The organism is Amycolatopsis sp. DSM 110486 (assembly GCF_019468465.1).
In the GTDB taxonomy this organism is placed as follows: Bacteria; Actinomycetota; Actinomycetes; order Mycobacteriales; family Pseudonocardiaceae; genus Amycolatopsis.
Map to the genome: position 1 here is coordinate 4,980,534 of NZ_CP080519.1, position 20,009 is coordinate 5,000,542.

Consider the following 20,009-nt stretch of genomic DNA (forward strand, 5'->3'; position numbering starts at 1 on the left):
GGAGCACCGTGAAGGCCGACCCCGCCGTCCAGCGCCAGCTGCTCGAACTCGCGAAGGTGGACGCCGAGCTTTCGCGCACCGCGCACCGCCGGCGCACCCTGCCCGAGCTCGCCGAGATCGACGCGGGCGAGAAGACCGTGCGCGACAAGCGCGACGCGCTGGTGTCCGTGCAGACTGCCGCGTCGGACCTCGACCGCGAGATCGCCCGGCAGGAGAAAGAGGTCGAGTCGGTGCGGGCCCGCGAGGACCGCGACCGCAAGCTGCTGGAGTCGGGCTCCGTCAACGCCAAGCAGATGACCGACATCGAGCACGAGCTGCAGACGCTCGGCCGCCGCCAGAGCGCGCTCGAAGACGACCTGCTGGAGCTCATGGAGCAGCGCGAGGCCCTGGAGCTCGACGCGCAGCGCACCGGCGCCGAGGTCGACAAGGCCGAGGCGGGCGTCGCGGCCGCGATCGAGCGCCGCGACGCGGAGTTCAAGGACCTCGACACCACGCGCGCCCGCCGCGACGAAGACCGCGCGAAGCTGCTGCCGCGCTTCCCGGAGCCGGTGCTCAAGCTGTATACACGCGTGCTGGACCACAAGGGCATCGGCGCGTCCTTGCTGCGCGCTCGCCGCTGCGGCGCCTGCCAGCTGGAGCTGGACCGCAACACCATCGCCGAGATCAAGGCGACGGCCGAGGACACCGTCGTCCAGTGCGAGAACTGCGGGGCGATCCTGGTCCGTACGTTGGAGTCGGGCCTGTGACCGACCGGGTCGTCGTCGAGGCCGACGGGGGGTCCCGGGGCAACCCGGGCCCGGCCGGCTACGGCGCGGTCGTGAAGGACGCCGCCACCGGCGAGGTGCTGGCCGAGCGCCACGAGTTCCTCGGTGTGGTGACCAACAACGTCGCGGAGTACTCGGGGCTCATCGCGGCCCTGACCGCGGCGGCGGAGACCGGCGCGTCCATTGTGGACGTGCGGATGGACTCCAAGCTGGTCGTGGAGCAGATGTCCGGCCGCTGGAAGATCAAGCACGCCGCGCTGCAGCCGCTCGCCGCGCGGGCGCGTGAACTCGCGGACGGGTTCGATCGTGTCACCTACATGTGGATCCCGCGCGCAGAGAACTCCCACGCCGACCACCTCGCCAACGTCGCGATGGACAGCGGCACCGGCAAGGTGACCACCCAGGCCCCGGCGCCGACCAAGCCGCAGGTCAAGACCACCTCCGGCACCGGTGAAGCCGACCGCGTCGCCAAGGCCGGCTGGACCGGCGCGCGTGGCACGCCCACCCGACTGCTGCTCCTGCGCCACGGCCAGACCGAGATGTCGGTCGACCGCCGCTACTCCGGCCGCGGCGATGTGCCGCTCACCGAGCGCGGGCGCGGCCAGGCGGCCGCGGCGGCGAAGCGGCTCGGCGCGTGGCCGGGCCTCGTCTCCGAAGACGGCGAGGCCGCCCCCATCGTCTCCTCGCCCTTGACCAGGACGAAGCAGACCGCCCAGGCCGTGGCCGACGCGCTGGGTACCCGCTTCGTCACGCACCCGGGCCTCATCGAGACCGACTTCGGCGAGTGGGAGGGCCTCACTTTCACCGAGGCCGCCGAACGCGACCCCGAGCTGCACCGCTGCTGGCTGCGCGACTCGTCGTGCGCGCCGCCCGGGGGCGAGAGCTTCGACGCGGTCCACGAGCGCGTCGGCCAGGCCCGCCGCGACCTGATCGAGCAGTACGAGGGGAAGACGATCATCGTCGTCAGCCACGTCACGCCCATCAAGACGCTGCTGCGGATGGGGCTCGACGCGGGCCCGAGCCTGCTGTTCCGCCTGCACCTGGACCTGGCGTCGCTCTCGATCGTGGAGTTCTACCCGGATGGCAACTCCTCCGTGCATCTCGCCAACGACATTTCACACCTGTCCTAACCGCGCGCTGACCGGGGCTGTGCTGATCGTTACCGATCCGACCACAGTCACGGCGGGAACGGTTGCCCGGTACCTTGACGTCCAGTTGCGTGCCCGCCTGCTTCTGGTCGGATCGGTAAAATGTGGGGCGGATCACGCGCAGGGATGACGCGTGAGCGGGCGCCGATCCGGTATTGGCTAGAGTGCTGTGTCGACCGCGGCGCCGCGGCGCGGGTTCCACCCGGGATCCTCATCAGGGGGGCGCAGGCTCGTGCGTTTCTCGGCAAGCTCTGCGAGTAGAAACAGTGACGAGGTAATGACCGCTAGCGCACTCACCGAAGCATCCGAACGCGACCTCCCCGGCGAGGACGCGCCCGTGACCGCCGTCGGCCTGCGCCACGGCTGGATCGCCTCCGTGCTGGCGGTGCTGGCCGGTGTCGCCGCTGTCGCCTGGCACGCCACGCGCTACGGCCACTGGATCGTGGACGACGCGGCCATCACGTTCTCCTACTCGCGCAGCTTGGCCGACGGCCTCGGCCCCGTCCTGCAGCCGGGCGCGCCGCCCGTCGAGGGCTTCTCCGACCCGACGTGGATGGTCCTGCTCGCGCTGGGCAAGCTCGCCGGCCTGTTCGACCACGGCCTCCTGTTCGGCATCCCCGACTACGTGCTGTTCCCGAAGCTGCTCGGCCTGCTGTTCACCGCCGGCATCCTCACGCTCTGCCACGTCGTGGCGCGGCAGATCTTCCCGCGTCACGCGTGGGCGGTCACGCTGGCCGTGGGTCTCACGCTGGCGACCATCCCGTCGTTCGTGATCTGGGTGGTCTCGGGCCTCGAGAACTCGCTGTTCGCGTTCGCGGTGCTCGGCCTCGCGGTGCTGCTGTTCACCGCGGTGCGCAAGGAACGCACGCTCACGTGGAAGGTCGCGGTGGGCGCGGGCGTGATCGTGGCGTTCGCCGCGCTGACGCGTCCGGAAGGCCTGATCTACGCCGGCGCGTACCCGATCGTCCTGCTCTACGGCGTGCGGCGCGAGGGTTTCTGGGTCAGCTTCCGCTACGCCGTGCTGTCCATTGTGGCTTTCGCGGTCCCGTTCGGCGCTTATGTGGCTTGGCGCCACAGCGAGTTCGGCGGCCGGTTCCTCGCCAACCCGTCGGTGGCGAAGAAGCAGGGCTTGCCTGACCTGATGTCGTTGGTCCGGCCCGGAACCCTGATCCTCTACGCCGGTGTCGCCGCCGTGGTCGTGCTCGCGGTGGTCGTGATCTGGGCGCTGCGCAAGGCGCCTTGGCGGCGTCCGCTGGCCGCGTTGATCACGCCCTTCGCGCTCGGCGTGATCGCCTTCGGCGTGATGGTGCCCGACTGGATGGCGCAGTTCCGCTTCGCGACGCCGGTGTGGGTCCTCGGCGTGCTCGCGGGCACGCTGTCGTTCGGCGAGCTGCTGCGCACGGTGAAGGTGCGCTGGCGCGCGGTCGCGTCCGTGGTCGTGGTGGCCGCGGCGATCCCGTCGCTGGTCGGTTTCGTGCAGCAGTCCGACGAGTTCATCAAGAGCCCCACCGTGCCGGCGTGCCTGATCGCCGACCGCTTCGGCCGCGGCTTCAACACCTACGCCGACATGCTGGGCCTGCAACAGGCGTCGCTGCTGCTGCCGGACCTCGGCGGCTCGTCGATGACCAGCCGGCTGCAGCTCGTGGACATGGCGGGCCTGGTCAACGCGCCCATCGCCGACCTCACGCACGACGAGAACATGGCGGGCCTGCGCGACTACGTGTTCGACACGGTCAAGCCCACCTTCATCCACTCGTGGGGCCCGTGGGCCGGCGGCAACGGCATCTCCCTCGACCCGCGCATCGACCGCGACTACTACCCGATCTTCATCTACCCCGGCCCGGGCCTGCGCAACGGCGACTGGGTCCGCAAGGACGCGGTGAAGGATCCGGCGAAGCTCCAGGCCGTCCAGCACTACGCGGCGACCACGATGATGGACGTCGAGGCCTACCGCTTCGGCAACGGCCTCGACGACTGCGGCCCCACGCTGGAGCCGGGGCAGACGATCCCGCCGCGGCCCTAGCCGGATTCCGTTCGCCCTGATCTGTCACGGCAGGACCAGCCACAACGCGGCGGTCGCCGCGGCGAGGGAGACGGGTGTGGTCAACGCGCCCAGCGCCGTGAACTCCCTCGCGCGCGGCGTGTGCCCGTGGCGGGCCAGCACGCGGCGCCACAGCAGCGTCGCCAAGGAGCCGAGGTAGGTCGCGTTCGGTCCGACGTTCACGCCGATCAGCACGGCCAGCAGCACGCCCGTGTTCGGGTGGTCGCCCAGCACCGACAGCAGGATCAGCGTCGCGGGCAGGTTGTTGACGAGGTTCGCCAGCACGGCCGCGATCGCGGTGGTGAGCAGCAGCTCGGGCAGCCCCGCCGTCGTGGGCAGGAACGCTTTGAGGGCGCCGCCGAGCACGTGTTCGTCGACGGCCTCCACCGTGATGGCCAGGCCGAGCACGAACAGCACCAGCATCGGCGACGCTTCCGTGATCACCTGCCACGGCTTGATCTTGCGTTCGCCCAGCGCCCGCGCGCTGAGCACGAGCGCCGCCAGCGCCGCGACCCAGACGGGCTCGACGTGCACGAGCTCGCCCACGCCGAAGCCGACGAGCATCACGCCGAGCACGACGAGCGCGAACACCGGCGCCTCGCGGTGCTGCGGCTTCTCGGTGCTGCGGGGGCCTTCCAGGTCGCGTTTGAAGAACCTCGCGAACACGGCCAGCTCGATCAGGATCGTGACCAGCCAGGGCAGCGCCATCAGCGCGGTGAACCCGGCGAACGTGAGCCCGGACGCGGCGAAGGCCAGAAGGTTGGTCAGGTTGGAGACGGGCAGCAGCGTCGAGGCCGAGTTGGCGAGGTGGGCGCAGGCGTAGACGTGGGGCTTCGACTCGAGCCTGAGCCCCTCGGCCGTGGCCAGCACGACCGGCGTGAGGAGCACGACGGTCGCGTCGAGGCTCAGCACCGCCGTCACGCCTGCCGCGGCGACGAAGGTGAACACGAGCAGCCGCTTGGGCTCACCCCGGCAGACTTCGGCCAGCCGGCTGCCCAGCCAGGAGAACACACCGTCGATGGCGGCGAGGTGGCTGACGAGCAGGATCGCGGCCAGGAACCCCATCGTCGGCAGGATCTCGACGACCCGCTGCCACGCGGCCGCGGGCGTGGTGAGCCCGATGGCGAGCACCACCGCCGCGACCGGAACCGCGGCGACCGCCTCGGGCAACCCGCGCGGGCGCACCATCGCGAACCCCAGCGTCACGGCCAGGAGCGCGAGGGAGACGACCGCGGCGAGGGGTTCGGGCACGCGAGAACGCTAATCGAGCCCACCCGGCGTCCGGTGAGCGGCTGTGAAGGTGCCGCCGAGGCCCGGCTTGCACACTGCCGTCTCGACCACACGCTGCCGACTCGCCTGTGCGCCCCTCGGCGAACTACCAACCTGCTGCGGGCTTCCCCTTGCCTTTGCCACTACGCCCGCGGGATCGCGCCGGCTTCTGGACTGAGCGATTTTCGTGCGGCCCCTGGGCCGCATGAAAATCGGGAGGGAAGAAGCCGGCTCAAAGCGATCCCGCACGCCTCGGCGGGGCCGAGGCAGATGACACAGGCTCGGGAATGCCTTTGCCCTTCGCCAGTTCGCGTTCCTTCTCGCGGATCACGGGCAGCACGTTCTTCCCGAAGTGCTCCACGTCTTCCAGGTAGTGCAAGAAACCCAGCAGCAGCAGGTTCGCGCCGCGCTTCTCGTATTCGATCGCTCGGTCGGCGATTTGTTCCGGCGTGCCGATGAGCTGGGTGCGGAAACCGTCGTTGTACTGCACGAGGTCCTTGAACTCGGAGTCGGCCCACATGCCTTTGTTGTCCGCCGTGGACTTCCCGGCCTGCGCGACAGCGGAACGGAACCCTTCGACAGCCGGCCGGTTGGCCTTCTCGATGATCTCGCGCAGCACGGCTTCGGCCTCGGCAGCCGATTCGCGGGCGATGACGAACCCGTTGAGTCCGAAGCGGACAGTGCGGCCGTTCGCGATGGCGCGGACGTCTTCGACTTGTTCGGTGAAACCGTCGTAGTCCTTGCCGTTGCTGAAGTACCAGTCGGACACGCGGCCGGCGACCTTGCGGGCGGCCGTGGAGTTGCCGCCCTGGAAGATCTCCGGGTGCGGGCGGCCGGGGGAGACCTCGGGCTTGGGCTTGATGTCGAAGTCGTGGATGCGGTAGAAGTCGCCGCCGAACTCGGCGTGGTCGTTCGTCCAGAGCTCGCGCACGGCGGTGATGAACTCCTCCGTGCGACGGTAGCGCTCGTCGTGTTCGAGCCACGGTTCGCCCAGCTTGGTGAACTCGTCCTTGAACCAGCCGCTGACGACGTTGATGGCCGCGCGCCCGCCGGAGATCACGTCGGCGCTCGCGACGAACTTCGCGAGCACACCCGGGTGCCACAGGCCGGGGTGGATCGCGGCGATCACCTTGAGACGCTGCGTCGCCAGCAGCAGTGCGAGGCTGAAGCCGGTGGATTCGTGCTGGTAGGAGGCGCCGTAGCTGGCGGTGTAGCGGACTTGGGTGAGCGCGTACTCGAAGCCGTTGTTCTCGGCCAGGATGGCGAGCTGCTTGTTGTACTCGTACCCCCAGTCGGTGCGCTGCTCGATGTCGCTGGTGACCAGGCCGCCGCTTACGTTCGGGACCCAGTAGGCGAATTTCAGGGGCTCGTGCAGGTCTGGTGCGGACATGTCGCGAGTGAAACAGCGGCCCTGAGCAGCGTCAACGCACGTCCAGGGCGTGAGATCATCCACAAAGGACCTTGCGCTGATCGACTTGAACCGGTTGTGGGCGGGGCCCGTACTCCCCTTTGCGAAGGGAGCTGGTGGCCGTGGACCTGATCAACGTCGTGGAGCTCGTGGCGCTGGCGGTGATCGTGACGCTCGGCGTCGTCGAACTGCTCGCCCCGCCGCGCGCCCGTCCGGCGGTGCGCGGGTACGATTGCGGGGCGGACGAGTTGGCTGGACGGTCGCGAATCGGGGTGACCCGGTCCGAGGAAAGTCCGGACTCCGCAGGGCAGGGTGGTTGCTAACGGCAACCCGGGGCGACCCGCGGGACAGTGCCACAGAAAACAGACCGCCCCCGTCTCCGGACGGGGGTAAGGGTGAAACGGTGGTGTAAGAGACCACCAGCACCCCGGGTGACCGGGGTGGCTAGGTAAACCCCACCCGGAGCAAGGCCAAGAGGGAGCTGCCGCTCCTGCGCAGGCGCTTGAGGACGGCCCGTCCGATGCCTGCGGGTAGGCCGCTGGAGCCTGCCGGCAACGGCAGGCCGAGATGGATGACCGTCGCCCGACCGGCCGCGAGGCCGCGCCGGGCACAGGATCCGGCTTACACGCCAACTCGTCCGCCCTGCTTTGGGGCTTCTGCCGTCCCGGGCAACTGCCGGCCGAAGCCGTGCCGTCGATTCCGGCATCTGCTGGGGCCAGGTTGGTGGGGCCGTGCACGTTTTGGCTGGCGTTGTGCCTCTCCGGCTCTGGCATCTGCTTCGGTTCGGCCGCGCCCGTTCTTGCCGACGCTGTGCCGTCCCGCTCCGGCACCTGCTTCGGCCCCACCACCCGCCAAAAACCCACCCCCATCCCCAAGACACCAACACCTACCGCCCGGTAGCATCCCGCCCATGGGCGAAGCAGCCGAAGCGGCGAAGAAGTTCAAGGGCACCTTCGACACCCTCCACTCCCTGATCTACTTCGTCCCCGAAGCCGAAGAGCACCTCACCGCCGCGGGGCTCCGGCCCGGGCGCATGACGTACTTCGCCAGCCGCTCCGCGCCGATGGGTGCGGTCAAAGCCGGCGTGGTTGCCGCGACGTTCTACAACTTCAACCCCGAGATCGTCGAGCGCCACATCCCGCGCGCCTGGACCCTCGCCACACCCGAACAAATCATCGAAGCCCGCTTCACCGCCGTCGACGCCGCCCTCAGCAGGCTCCTCGGCGACGAGATCCACGCCGAAACCACCGCCGAAGCCGCGGAGCTCGCGCGTGAAGCCACAGACGGCTGCCGCCCGGAAGGCCGAGCCCTCTACGCCGGCCACGCGAGTCTTGCCTGGCCCGAAAAGCCGCACCTCGTCCTCTGGCACGCCCTCACGCTCGTGCGCGAGCACCGCGGCGACGCCCACGTCGCCGCGCTCATGCTCCACGGCCTCGACGGCCTGGCCGCCCTTGTCACGCACGTCGCGAGCGGCGCCGGCTTCACGCCCGACATGGCCAAGAGCACGCGCGGCTGGAGCGACGAACAGTGGGACGCTGAGGTCGCCCGCCTGGCGAGCCAAGGCGTCATCGGCCCCGACGGCGACCTCACGGACAAGGGTGCCGACCTCCGTGAGCGCGTCGAGGCCGCCACGAACGCCGCCTCCGAAGGCCCCTGGCGGCACCTGGGTGAGGAAAAATCCGCCCGTCTCGCCGAGCTGTGCCGGCCGCTGAGCCGTGCCGTCGTCAAGGCCGGCGCGTTTCCGCGAGCGGTGACCTCTTCCCGATAAGGCACCTCTCGTGCCCGATGTCCGGCATCACGCTATGTAGTGAAAATCCCGGCCCGACTTGCGCGTATCGTGACAAGCGCCTCACTGCTCCCGGCGACCCTGGGGCAGCGTGGCGGTGACACTGCGGGCTCACTCGGAGAGGCCGAATGGGGCATGCCACACTGGCTCCGGCCGGATATCGACCACTTGGGAAGTACCGAGAGTGAGCAAAACACTCCCAGCAGGGTGAGTTCGTGAGTCCACTGCGAAATCCGGGTGGCCGGGGTTAATCCCAAGCACCCTTGCCCCCATGATGGAGGGCGAGGAATTCTGACCAGACGACCCCAGCCCCATCCGTGTCCACAAGTCGACATTTACACAGCGCGCTTTGACCACTACCCCTTGTGACGCCATGATGTTGTTCGAGGCTTCGCCGAAGCCAGAAGCGCGCGGGACCGTCCGCGCACCGGGAGTATCGCGATGACCACCATGACCACGCTCGAGACGCTGGCTGCCGGCGAACTCGGCACCGGAAACGTCCGAAACTGGTTGCTCGACAACGTCGTCCCCCTGGTGTTGCTGGCCGTCGCGCTCCTGTTGCTCTGGCTCGGTGGCGGCAAGGGTGACAACGCCGGTGTCATGCGCAGGCTCGCCGGTGTCGTCATCGCGCTCGCCATCATCGGACTCGCGGTCAGTGGCGCCGGCGTCAACGTGGGCCAGTGGATCGCCGGCCTGTTCACGGGCTGAGGCGGAGCAGGCGTGCGCATCAGGACGGATGACGAGGTCTACCGGGTCGACGCCGTCTGGCTCGGCCCGCCGAAGGCGACTTTTCCCTGGAGAGCCCGCTACGTAGCGTGGCTCATCGGCATACCCATCTTCCTGGTCGTGCTCACCATCGAACGGTGGGCCGGCTGGAGCTTCGGATTCTTCTCCACGGCGTGGGCGTTCGTGGCCACGATCGTGATCACCCGGCTGATCACCGCCAAGATCAGCCACGAGCGCCCGCTGGGCGCGGTGATCGGGATGGCCGGCCGCGAGCTCAACACACCGCGTGAGAAGCCCGCGGGTACGGGCGGCGCCGTCAGCGCCAGCCGTATCCGCGTGCGGGCCGAGCGCCCGTTGCCGAAGCACAAGAGAAGGCGGCAGTACCGGCACCACGGCTACGGCCAGGGCACCGGGGTTTCGGCCGGAGCACAGGGAGCACCACGAGCGCGCCGGAGCCGCCCCGCGGCTCGGGCCGGGAGGTAGTCGTTGTTCGGTCGCGGCGGAAGCCGAGGAAAGCGGGATCGAAGCGTGCCCACGGGCGCCTGGGAAACCCCGCAGCAGGTCCGGCAACCCTCGCCGAGGAACAACTCCTCGGCGGGCAAGAGGCTGCCCGGTGAGCAGGCCATACCCGCGTACACGCCATCGATCGCGGCGCGCAGCATCGACGGGCACCTGCTGCGCACCGGGCACGAGGTGTACGCCTGGTACCGGCTCGCGCCCCAACGGTGGTCGTTCCGCTCCGACTCACAGCGCCGCGACCTGATCGCGGCCATCGCGGGCCAGTACGCGGAGCTGCAGGGCCGCTGGCTGCACCTGCGCGTGACCAACCGGCCGTACCCGATCCGCATGTGGGCCGAGGCCCACGTGCACAACGCCGTCGGCCGTCCCCAGGACGTGCCGGGTGCCCTTTCCTTCGACGACTACCTGATCGGCGAGCAGCAGCAGCTGATGGGCCGTTCGATGGCCGAAAAAGAGGTCTACCTCGGCGTCCAGGTGCAGACCCGCCGCATGGTCGACCGCGCCGTCGAACGCGCCGCCCCCGTGCTGCGCAAGATCCTGCCCGAGGCCGTCGACGCCGAGCTGGTGGCGCTCGACTCCGAGGTCGAGCACCTCGACCAGGTCATCGGCACCGCCGGGCTCGAAGGCCGTCCGGTGCACGCCGAGGAGATGTCCTGGCTGATGCACCGCTCGTGCTCGCTGGGCCTGCCCGCGCCGCGCAACATGCCGGCCGTGCCGGGCGCCGCGTGGGAGCCCGAGGACCTCGCCAGCTTCACCGACGCAGCCGACTTCCACGCCGACCCGTACGCGCCCACGGTCACCGTCCGTGGCCGCACGGGGTCCAACGCCGGCGTGTCGCGGCACCTTGCCGTGCTCACCGTCGGCCAGATGCACGGCCTGCAGATCCCCGAGGTCGACGACCCGTGGATCCAGCACGCCGACCGCCTGCCCGCCGCCGTCGAGGTGTCCGCGCGCATCTACGTGCGCCGGCCCGAAGAGGTCGCGGGTGAGCTGCAGCGCCAGATGAACAAGGTGCGTTCGCAGGTCAAGCACTACACCGACGAGCACGAGCTGGAGCCGCCGCAATCGCTTGCGCGCCAGGCCGGGCGCGTGCTGGAGATCGACGACGAGATGACGTCGGGCTTCACCGCGCTGGCCACCCGCGTGCGCTCGTGGTGGCGTCTGGCCGTCTCCGGCCCGACGGAGCGCGACGCGCTGCGCCTGGCCCAGCAGCTGCTCGACCTGTACAAGCCGAAGGTCGCGATCGAGCACCCCGAGGCCCAGTACGCGATGGCGCGCGAGTTCATCCCGGGCGAGCCGCTGGCGTCGGCGGCGTACATGCGTCGCGGCTCGGTGGTGTGGACGGCGTCGTCCGTGCCCACGGCCACCGCGGAGGTCGGTGACCGGCGCGGCATCCTGCTCGGCGAGACGGTGACCGCGACCCGGCGGCCGGTGGCGTGGGACCCGTGGATGGCGCAGGAGATCCGCGACGGCTCGGGCCTCACAGCGATGGTGGCCGGCCTGGGTGGCGGCAAGTCGTTCCTCGGCGGCGGCATCGTCTACAAGACGCTGCGCGCCGGGGCGCACTGGACGATCCTCGACCCGTCGGGCCCGCTGGCGCGGCTGTGCGACCTGCCGGAGCTGCGGCCGTACGCGCGACCGATCAACCTGCTCAACGCACAGCCCGGCATCCTCAACCCGTACCGCGTGGTCGCTGATCCGCTGCTCGAGCACTTCATGGACGAGGACGACCCGGAACGCTCCTGGCGGCGCGAAAAGGCGCTCGCCGGCGCGACCCGGCGCCGTCTGGTGCTCGACGTGCTCACGGGCGTGCTGCCGTACGAGGTGTCGCGCATGGCGCAGACGCGGATCGTGCTGCTGCGCGCCGTCCGCGCCGTCGGCGGTCGTTTCGACGCCGACCCGGGCCAGGTCATCGACGCGCTGCGCCGCGATTCGAGCGAGCACCACGAGCACGCCGTCGTGGTCGCCGACTTCCTCGACGAGATGCGCGAACGCATGGCGCTGCTCATCCCGGAACGCGGCGCCGACCCGTACTCCGAGACGCGCGACGACCGCATGACGGTGCTGACCATGGCGGGCCTGACCCTGCCCAAGGACGGCGTGCCGCGCGAGTACTGGACGGACGCGGAGTCGCTCGGCGTCGAGATGCTGAACCTCGCGGCGTGGCTCACGCAGCGGTCGGTGTACGAGAAGCCGAAGGAACAGCGCAAGGGCGTCTGGATCGACGAGGCGTTCTTCCTCTCGGAGGTCCCGACCGGCCGCGTGCTGATGAACCGCTTCGCGCGCGACTCGCGAAAGTGGAACGTCCGCGTGCTGCTGTCCTCGCAGATCCCGGCCGACTTCCTGAAGATCCAGGGCTTCGTCGCCCTGCTCGACTCGGTCTTCGTCGGCCGCCTCGACGACGACGACGCCCAGGCCGACGCCCTGCGCCTGCTCAAGGTGCCTGTCGGCGTCGGCTACGAACAGGTCGTCGCCGCGTTGGGCCGCCGCCCCGGCGCGCAACGCGGCACAGAACGCGACGTGGAACCCCGCCAGTTCATCTTCGGCGACGGCGCCGGCGGCGTGGAACGCATCCGCGTCGACTTCTCCGGCCCCCACCTCGACCAGCTGCGCTCGGTCATGGACACCACCCCGGGTTCCCCCGACGCGCGCACCAAGCCGGGCGCGGCCCTCGTGCGACCCCACGAGGAAGCGCCCGCCCCCTACGTCCCCACCCCACCGGAGGACGACGAGCTGGAACACGACTTCGAGCTCCAGGCCGAGCTCGAAGTCGGCCTTACCGACGAGCAGCTCCTCGGCTCGCCGGACCCGCTCGCGTCCGAGACCGGCGAGGTGGAGGGTGCTGTGCACAACGGAAACGGACAACCTGCCAACGGACACTCCCCCGACCGGCACGCCCGGGCCGGCGGCAAGGGTGGTACCGGCAGGGATGCCGCGTGAACACAGTCTGGACGCTGGCGTTCGTCCTGTCGTTCGCCGCTGGCTGGCACGCGCTGAAGCGGCGCATCAAGGAAGGTCCGAAACCCGGCCGGCGGCAGCCGAGCCGGCGGGCGGCCATGCTCGCCGTGATCACGATCCTCGGCTTGCAGACGGTGCTCATGGCGCCGTCGGCCAACGCCGCGGCCTGCGGTGAGTCACCGAACCCCGAGCGGCCCGGCTCGGGCATGGTCGGCGCGATCGACCCGCCGGAAGGCCACGGCGAGCCCGGCAGCGCGTACATCGACTACAGCTACGCGGGCATGGTCTGGAACACCTACCAGACCAACTGCACGGCGCTGTCCGCCATCGCCTCGCCCAGTTCCACAATCGACACGTGGGCGGGCAACCAGCTGTTCAACGTCGGCAAGAACATCGTCGGCGCCACCAACTCGCTGCACTACACCGTGCTCGAGGGCGGGCTGCTGAACCCGATCTACAGCGCGGTGAAATCGGGCGCGGAGAAGGTCTACAACAACATCTACGCGCAGCTGTTCGGGCTCGTCGCGCTGATCCTGTCGATCATGCTGTTCCGCCAGATCTGGCGGGGTGACCTCGCGGCGGTGAGCAAACGGGCGCTGTACGCGCTCGCAGGGGTGTGGCTCGCGGCGTCGTCGCTGGCGATGCTGCGGTACTTCGACCCGATCGACAAAGCGATCGTCCAGACCACCACGAACATCCAGGCGGGCTTCGTCGACGAGAGCTCCGACCGGATCGTGCGCGACATCCTGCCGACGAACCTGCACACCCAGATCGTCTACGACAACTGGCTGCGCGGGGAGTTCGGTTCGCCGACCGCGCCGCAGGCCGACCAGTTCGGCAAGCCGCTGCTCGACGCGCAGGCGTTCACCCGCGACCAGCTCGTGAACGGCGACGACGGCAAACAAAACGTCGTCGACGCCAAAAAAGCCGCCTTCAAAGACATCTCCGGCAAGCTCGGCCCTGCCACCGGCTACTTCACCGGCGAGTCCGGCGGCCGCACCGGCGCCGGGTTCCTGGCGCTGGGCCAGAGCATCGTCTACTCGCTGTTCCAGTTGCTGGCCAAGGCTTCCGTGCTCCTCGCGCAGGTCTTGATCCGCCTGTTCACGCTCACCGCGCCGCTCATCGGCCTCGTCGCGCTGCTGCACCCGGACATCCTGCGCCGCGTGCTGAAGGTGGCCGGCGGGATCGCGTTCAACCTGGTCGTGCTGTCGGTGCTCGCGGGTGTGCACGCGCTGCTGCTGCAGGCGATCTTCGACGCCGGCAGCTCGCTCAACCTGCTCACGCAGATGGTGCTCGGCGGCCTGATCACGGTGCTGCTGTTCCTGGTCGGACGGCCCGTGCGGCGGCTGTGGCAGATGGTCGAGATGTCCGTCAACGTCGTGGGTGCCGCGGTGCCTTCGCCCAACGGCGGCATTTTCTCCCGCTTCCGCAAGAAGGCCGGGCCTTCGCCGCAGGACGAGTTCTGGCAGAACGTGCGCGACACCGACGACGTGGTCGACGGCGAAGCGCGCGGTCCGATGGGCGCGACCGTCGGCGGCGGGCGCTACCGGCCGGAGGCCGCGGTCTTCGCCAGCGCCCAGCGGCTCGACAACGGTTCCCGCTCCGCGCGTCCGGCCGCCGCTTGGTCGGGTGCGCCGTGGCCCGGCGCCGTCGGGTCGGCCGGCGAGCGCGCCGCGCTGACGTCGGGCGGCGGTGGAGCGCCGGTGTTCTCGCAGTACAACCCGGTCACGGGCGAGCCGGGCGACTACGTCGGCGGCCGCCGCGTGCCGATGCAGGAAAGCCGGCGCGTCGACACGTCGCCGGTGGCCGACCGGCGCTGGAGCGACGAGCAGGAGCCGGTCGTCGTCCCGTCGCGGATGAGCTCGTCGGACCGCGGCTACACCTCGCCGGAGTCGATTCCGGAGCAGGCAGGCGTCTACACGCCGCCGGGCATCCGCGCGCAGCCTCGCCGGGTCGACCCGGAAGTGGTCGCGGGCAAGCCCGTTTTCGTGCTGTACCGGCCTTCCCGTGGCATCGAGGTCCGCGACACCGACCAGCTCATGGGGCGGTGACGCGTGCCGATCCGGACCAACCGCGGCCGGACCGCGGTCTACCGCCGCCTGTGGGGCTATCCGCTCCGCTCGCCGCGCCACCTTGTGGGCACGATCGTGTTCCTGGCGATCGTGGTCACCGCGCTCGGCATCGTGCTGCCGAAGGTGATGGGCAAGCCGGCCACCGCGACGCCGGGCGCGCCGGGCAGCACATCGGTCGCCACGACCACGTCGCAGCCGCCGGGCATCGCGGCACCCGTGCCGACCACCGCGACGCTGCCGACGCGGCTGTCGAGCCCGCTGCTCACCCCGACGTCCGCGGCACCGAACCCCGAGGCCGTCAACGTCGCCAAGCAGTGGGCCACGGCCTGGGTCAACCACCCCGCGGGCATCACCAACGCCGACTGGCTCAACGGCATGCGCGCCCTGACCACCGACGAGTTCCTGCCCCAGATGTCCACTGTGGACCCCGCGAACATCCCGGCCACGCGCGTGACCGGCGACGCGACGGTCCAGTCCTCCTACACCAGCTCCGTCGTAGTCATTGTCCCCACTGACGGTCCGAAGCTGTCCATCACCGTGGTCAACACGGGCGCGGGGTGGCGGGTTTCGGACTACGACCAGGCGAGCTGACTCGGTGAAGATCGCTATCCTCGTCGCGGTGCTGGTCGCCGCCGTCTTCGCGACGGTGCTCACCGCGAGCACCGTGACGAAAGTCGTGGTGGACCAGCAGGAAGCCGCCGCCGGCGGGATCCTCAACACCTCGTGCGACGCGGCGATCGGTCCCACGCAGCCCGGCCAGCCGGAGACCGGTGCGGGGCAGGCGCAGAACCTCGACGACGAGCAGCGCGGCATCGTCTCGCTCATCATCTCCATCGGCAAGCAGCGCAGCCTCGCCCCGCGCGCCTGGCAGGTGGCGATCCAGGCCGGCATGACCGAGTCGGGCCTGCGCAACCTCAACCACGGCGACCGAGACTCCCTGGGCATCTTCCAGATGCGCCCGTCGATGAACTGGGGCAGCGTCGCCCAGGTCACTGACCCGAACTACGCGATCAACAAGTTCTACGACGTGCTCCTCGCCGTGCCCGACTGGCAGAACGAACGCCCGGGCGACGCCGCGCAAGCCGTGGAACGCTCCGGTTTCCCCGACCGCTACCACAAGTGGGAAGCCATGGCTTCCGTGCTGATCGAGAACCTGGGCCAGGTCGTCGACGCGTCCGGCTGCGGCCAGGGCCTCGGCGCCGCGCTCCCGCCCAGCCAGGCGGCGGCGCAGGCCATCAAGTTCGCACTGGGGGAGCAGGGCAAGCCCTACGTGTGGGGCGCGACCGGTCCCGGCGCGTACGACTGTTCCGGTCTCATGCTGCGCGCCTACGAGTCGGCCGGCGTGATCCTGCCGCGCGTCTCCCAGGACCAGTACAAGGCCGGCGCGATGCTCCCGGTGCGCGAGGCGCAGCCCGGTGACCTGATCTTCCTCGCGACGGACCCCGCCGACCCGTCCACCATCCACCACGTGGCGATGTACCTGGGCGACGGCAAGATCGTCGAGGCCCAGCAGACAGGCGTGCCCGTGCACGTGCGCCCCTTCTCCTTCGACGAGGCCGAAGTGGTGCCGCAGGCGGTGCGCCCCGGCGTCTAGCATGGAGTTCGGGAGTCACCGGCTCTTGACACGGACCGGGGTGACCGCTAAGGCGCTTGACCGGCGCCGCGGATTCACCCGAAGTCGCGGCCTGTCCACGAGCACGCGGCCGCGCGCTGGCAGAGGATGACACACGTGGCACGGAAATTCGGCAAACGAGGCAAGCCCGGCCAGGGCGAGCCCCAGGACCCGGCAACGTTGTTCGGTGCGCCCCAGCCTCCGCGGCAGGCCGCGCACCCCGCGTCGAGCACCCCCCTGGCCGACCACCTGGCCCACGGCTGGCCCGGCGTCGACCCCGGGTACGTCGTGCTGCCCCGCTCCCTGGCCGAGGGCATGTCCCTGCCCTGGCAACAACAGATGGCCGCGCTGCTGGCCCAGTTCCACGCCGAACACGCCGCCTTGGCGTGGCCGATCTACCGCGTGGTGCCGTCGCGCTACGAAAAGCTTGTCGACCTGGACGAAGAACAACTCGCGGAAGCCGGCTACCTCGTCGAAATCGACACCGAAGGCGAGATGATCTACCGCGAGCGGAGCGGGCGGAAGGTCGACGACCCGCTGAACACGACCGTTCTCGTGTCCTGCCTGGATCCGATTCCGAAGCCCAAGCCGCGGCCTGCCGCTCCCGCCCCTTCTCAACCGTTGCGGGCGCCTGCACCGATGAACATCGGCCCGGCCCCGGTGTGGCGGACGGTGCCGCATCCTGGTGAGGGTGAAGTTCCTGGTCCTGGTGGTCCGATTTCTCGCGCTCCTGGCCTTGCTGGCCCTGTCGGTCCGGGTCCTGTCGCTCCGGGTCCTGCTGCCTCAAATGCCGGCCCCGGCCCGGGTGGACCTGGCTTCCAGACCCCGCCCGCCGCGCCACCACACCCTGGTTTCGACCCGACATCACACCCTGCGCCGCCCAACGGCCCTTCGCCCGAGGCGACCGGCTGGCAACACTCCGCCGCAGGTCACCCTGGTGGTTCAACCTTCGCCACCGGTGCCACGGACCTGAACGCAGCCACCTTCGGCACCGGCTCTCCCAACGCCGGCGGCCCCGGCCTCGGCGCTCCGGGCTTCGCCGCGGGACCTGGAGTCCCAGCCGCAGCACCCGAGACCGCTCAGACCACCTCGGCGTCGTTGCCTGTTGTTCCCGCTCAGATCCCGGTCTCCACCCAACCTCAGCGGACCTCGGCTCCGCAGCCACCACCGGCTCCTCCGGCCCAGCCGCCGATTGCCGAGACACCCGAACCTGGCCTGCTCCCGTCCGAGACCCCGCACGCCGCGGAACCGGTCACGCAGCCCGCGCCCCTTCAGCCGCCGGCTCCGCCCACGGAACCAGAGCCTGTCCAGACTGCGGCTCCCGCACCGGTCGACCCACCGGCCGGCACCATTTCTCCGGCCCCTTCGGCAACCGACTCCTCCGTCGCGCCCGCGGCCGCGCAGGAAACGGCCCCTGTCCCTACTTCGGGCGACACAACACCACCTGCTGCCGACACGTCTCCGGCTGCAGCCCTGGCAACTACCGCCGATCCGGACGATGCCCCAGTGGCCGAGCCTGCCGGGGACCCCAACCCCAGCGCATCGGATCTCATCGAATCTCCATCACAGACTTCCGAGCCACCGCAGGAACCGGCAGCCCCGTCGCCACAGCAGGACGCCGCCCAGCAACCGCCACGACCGGACGAACAGCCGCAGCCTGCACCTCTGACCAGCCCGCCGGCGGACCTCCCGGCCGAGCAGTCGCAATCGCCCGACCATTCGCCCCCGCATGACCAGCCGCACACATCTCCGGCGACCGAGTCCTCGACACAGTCGCCGATCGCGCAGGCAGAGCCACAGTCGTCGGACCACCCATCACACGATGATGTGCACCCGCAGGAGCCGTCGGCGCCCGAGTTTTCGGCGCAGTCGCCGGGTGCGCAGGCGGAGCCACTGGACCGATCGCCGCTGGTGGAAGAGCAGCCGCAGGCGTCTTTGGCCAGTGCGTCTTCGCCGCAGTTGTCTGATCAAGGGGCGTTCGAGGCCGCCGCGAGCGAGCCGCAGCCTGCGATTGAGCAGGCTTCGCCGCAGGTTGAGGTGCAGCAGCCGGATGAGGTGGCTTCCGTCGTTGCGGCGGGTCAGGCCGAGAGCGCCGAACTACCCGCGTACGAGCCGATTCCGCATGTCGAAACGTCCGAGCAACCGGTGGATGCGCAGGCCGAGCCAAGGCAGGTGCCTTCCACGACTGAGCCGGAGCTGCCGCCGGCCGATCGGCCGACGTCGCAGATCGCCGCGCCGGAGCAGCAAGTTCCGCAGGTAGAGGACCAGCCGTCCACCGAGAGTTCGGGGGCAGCGGAGCCGCAGAACGGGCGGCCGCAAGGGGAGTACCCGTCGGCTCAGCAGGCCGCTGCACCGGCGCAGGTCCCGCAGACAGTTCAGCCGCCGGCTGCGCAGGCAGCTCAACTTCCGGCTGCGCAGGCGGCTCGGCCTCCGGCTGCGCAGCCGGAGCAGGTTGCTGGTCATCCGCAGCACGGCCAGCCGACGAGTGCTGCCGAGCCTGCTCGCGGTGAAGAGCTGAGCCAAGCGCAGCAACCTTCCGGGATTCAGCCGACCCAACCGGCAACTGGGGCGCCGCAGCCGCCGCGCGAGGCAATGCCGCAGGCGAGCGGGCAGCCGAGTGCAGCGCAGCCGCAGCCTGGGTGGGCCCATCCGCAGGCGGGGAGCGATCAGCAGCCGGCTGGTGTACGTGCAACACAACAGCAGGGCGGCCAGTGGAGCCAGCCGCAGTCGGGCGGCCTTGTGCCGGGCGGCACGCAGCCGCAGTTTGCGGGCGCGGCAAGTGGGTCGCCTCAGCCGGCTGCACAGCAGCAAGCTGCCGCGCAGCCAGACGCGGCGCCAAGCGGTTTGCCCCAGCCCGGCCCGCAGCAACCGGCTGGCGCGCAGCCGGAGGCAGTATCGAGTGGCTTGCCCGAGCTGAGCGGGGTGCAAGGCCCCGGCGGGCAGCATCCGGCTGCTCCGGCAACCGGCTTGCCCCAACCGAGCACGCAGCCAGCGGCTCCGGAGAGCGGCGTGGCGCAACCGGGTGCGCACCAGGCGATTCCGCCGAGCGGCTTGCCGCAGCCAGGTGCACAGCCGGAGGGGCAGCAGCCGGCTGCTCCGGCGAGCGGCTTGCCCCAACCGGGCACGCAGCCTGGCTGGAGCCAGCAGGAAGTGCGCGCCCCATGGCCCGAACTGCCCCAACCCCAACCGCGGCCCGCGCTAGGGCCGGACGGCCGGCCCCTGCCGGTGTTCCCCGGCCAGGAGACCGGACCCGTGGCACCGCCGCCCGCTGCAGCGCGGGTGTATCGCGCTGCGCCGCCGGTGTTTCCCGGGAAGGAGCCGGTGGTGCCGGTGGTGCCCGAGGTGAACCAGCCCGTTCAGGAGAAGCCGGGGTTGCCGCAGCCGTCGTCGATGGAGAGGAAGTTGGCGGGGCAGCGGGGGCAGGCGGAGGGTGCGCAGGTGAGGGATGTGCCGTTGGGGTTCTCGGAGCAGACGGCCCACGGACAGCAGCCCAACGCATCCCAAAGCCACCCCGCCGACGAAACCCCCACCCCGCCACGCGGCATCCCCCAGGTGCGCGGTTGGTTCGACCAGCACCCCGACAACCCCAACACCCCACCGCAAACCGCCACACCCCCCAATGGCGACGACCCCGACGGCGGCGAGTTCGGCCCCACCGGCGACCCGACCGAGATCCCGTTCCGCTGGCGCAAGTGACCTGCCGGAT

General features: G+C 70.4%; 13 protein-coding genes and 1 other RNA gene. 12 read left to right on the forward strand and 2 right to left on the reverse strand.

Annotated elements, in window-relative coordinates; all coding sequences use genetic code 11:
- Positions 1 to 8 precede the first annotated feature (8 nt).
- The 3 genes from K1T34_RS24380 to K1T34_RS24390 all read left to right on the forward strand — a co-directional run bounded on the left by K1T34_RS24380 (position 9) and on the right by K1T34_RS24390 (position 3,935).
- Complete coding sequence (locus tag K1T34_RS24380) at positions 9 to 746, forward strand: zinc ribbon domain-containing protein (RefSeq protein WP_220246506.1); 738 nt, start codon at positions 9 to 11, stop codon at positions 744 to 746.
- A complete protein-coding gene (locus K1T34_RS24385) occupies positions 743 to 1,894 on the forward strand; it encodes a bifunctional RNase H/acid phosphatase (protein ID WP_220246507.1) in 1,152 nt (383 codons plus the stop codon). Before K1T34_RS24380 ends, K1T34_RS24385 begins: the two co-directional genes overlap by 4 nt.
- 295 nt (positions 1,895 to 2,189) lie before the next feature.
- A complete protein-coding gene (locus tag K1T34_RS24390) occupies positions 2,190 to 3,935 on the forward strand; it encodes a glycosyltransferase family 39 protein (protein ID WP_220246508.1) in 1,746 nt (581 codons plus the stop codon).
- 24 nt (positions 3,936 to 3,959) lie between these two features.
- Here the strand turns inward: K1T34_RS24390 and K1T34_RS24395 are convergent, their stop codons facing one another.
- Both K1T34_RS24395 and sfnG read right to left on the reverse strand, forming a co-directional pair.
- A complete protein-coding gene (locus K1T34_RS24395) occupies positions 3,960 to 5,141 on the reverse strand; it encodes an SLC13 family permease (protein WP_220247386.1) in 1,182 nt (393 codons plus the stop codon).
- A gap of 313 nt (positions 5,142 to 5,454) precedes the next feature.
- On the reverse strand, positions 5,455 to 6,612 hold the full coding sequence (gene sfnG / locus K1T34_RS24400) for a dimethylsulfone monooxygenase SfnG (protein WP_220246509.1): 1,158 nt from the start codon (positions 6,610 to 6,612) through the stop codon (positions 5,455 to 5,457).
- Positions 6,613 to 6,874: 262 nt separating this feature from the next.
- Between sfnG and rnpB the strand changes: the two genes are divergently transcribed.
- The 9 genes from rnpB to K1T34_RS24445 all read left to right on the forward strand — a co-directional run bounded on the left by rnpB (position 6,875) and on the right by K1T34_RS24445 (position 19,999).
- Positions 6,875 to 7,270, forward strand: an RNA gene (rnpB, locus tag K1T34_RS24405) — RNase P RNA component class A.
- A 270-nt stretch (positions 7,271 to 7,540) separates the two neighbouring features.
- The gene (locus tag K1T34_RS24410) at positions 7,541 to 8,398 is read left to right on the forward strand and encodes a hypothetical protein (RefSeq protein ID WP_220246510.1); all 858 of its coding nucleotides are present in this window, start codon (positions 7,541 to 7,543) and stop codon (positions 8,396 to 8,398) included.
- 459 nt (positions 8,399 to 8,857) lie between these two features.
- The gene (locus K1T34_RS24415) at positions 8,858 to 9,124 is read left to right on the forward strand and encodes a hypothetical protein (protein ID WP_220246511.1); all 267 of its coding nucleotides are present in this window, start codon (positions 8,858 to 8,860) and stop codon (positions 9,122 to 9,124) included.
- Between the two features lie 12 nt (positions 9,125 to 9,136).
- Positions 9,137 to 9,625, forward strand: a complete 489-nt coding sequence (locus K1T34_RS24420) for a hypothetical protein (protein ID WP_220246512.1) — start codon at positions 9,137 to 9,139, stop codon at positions 9,623 to 9,625.
- A gap of 3 nt (positions 9,626 to 9,628) precedes the next feature.
- Positions 9,629 to 12,601: an ATP-binding protein gene (locus K1T34_RS24425; protein WP_220246513.1), complete on the forward strand. Its 2,973-nt coding sequence runs from the start codon at positions 9,629 to 9,631 to the stop codon at positions 12,599 to 12,601.
- Positions 12,598 to 14,670: a magnesium transporter gene (locus tag K1T34_RS24430; protein WP_220246514.1), complete on the forward strand. Its 2,073-nt coding sequence runs from the start codon at positions 12,598 to 12,600 to the stop codon at positions 14,668 to 14,670. The genes K1T34_RS24425 and K1T34_RS24430 overlap by 4 nt, the downstream gene beginning before the upstream one ends.
- A 3-nt stretch (positions 14,671 to 14,673) precedes the next feature.
- Positions 14,674 to 15,282, forward strand: a complete 609-nt coding sequence (locus K1T34_RS24435; protein WP_220246515.1) for a hypothetical protein — start codon at positions 14,674 to 14,676, stop codon at positions 15,280 to 15,282.
- A 4-nt stretch (positions 15,283 to 15,286) separates the two neighbouring features.
- The gene (locus tag K1T34_RS24440) at positions 15,287 to 16,285 is read left to right on the forward strand and encodes a C40 family peptidase (RefSeq protein WP_220246516.1); all 999 of its coding nucleotides are present in this window, start codon (positions 15,287 to 15,289) and stop codon (positions 16,283 to 16,285) included.
- A gap of 1,845 nt (positions 16,286 to 18,130) precedes the next feature.
- A complete protein-coding gene (locus K1T34_RS24445; protein ID WP_220246517.1) occupies positions 18,131 to 19,999 on the forward strand; it encodes a hypothetical protein in 1,869 nt (622 codons plus the stop codon).
- The last annotated feature ends 10 nt before the right edge of the window (positions 20,000 to 20,009 follow it).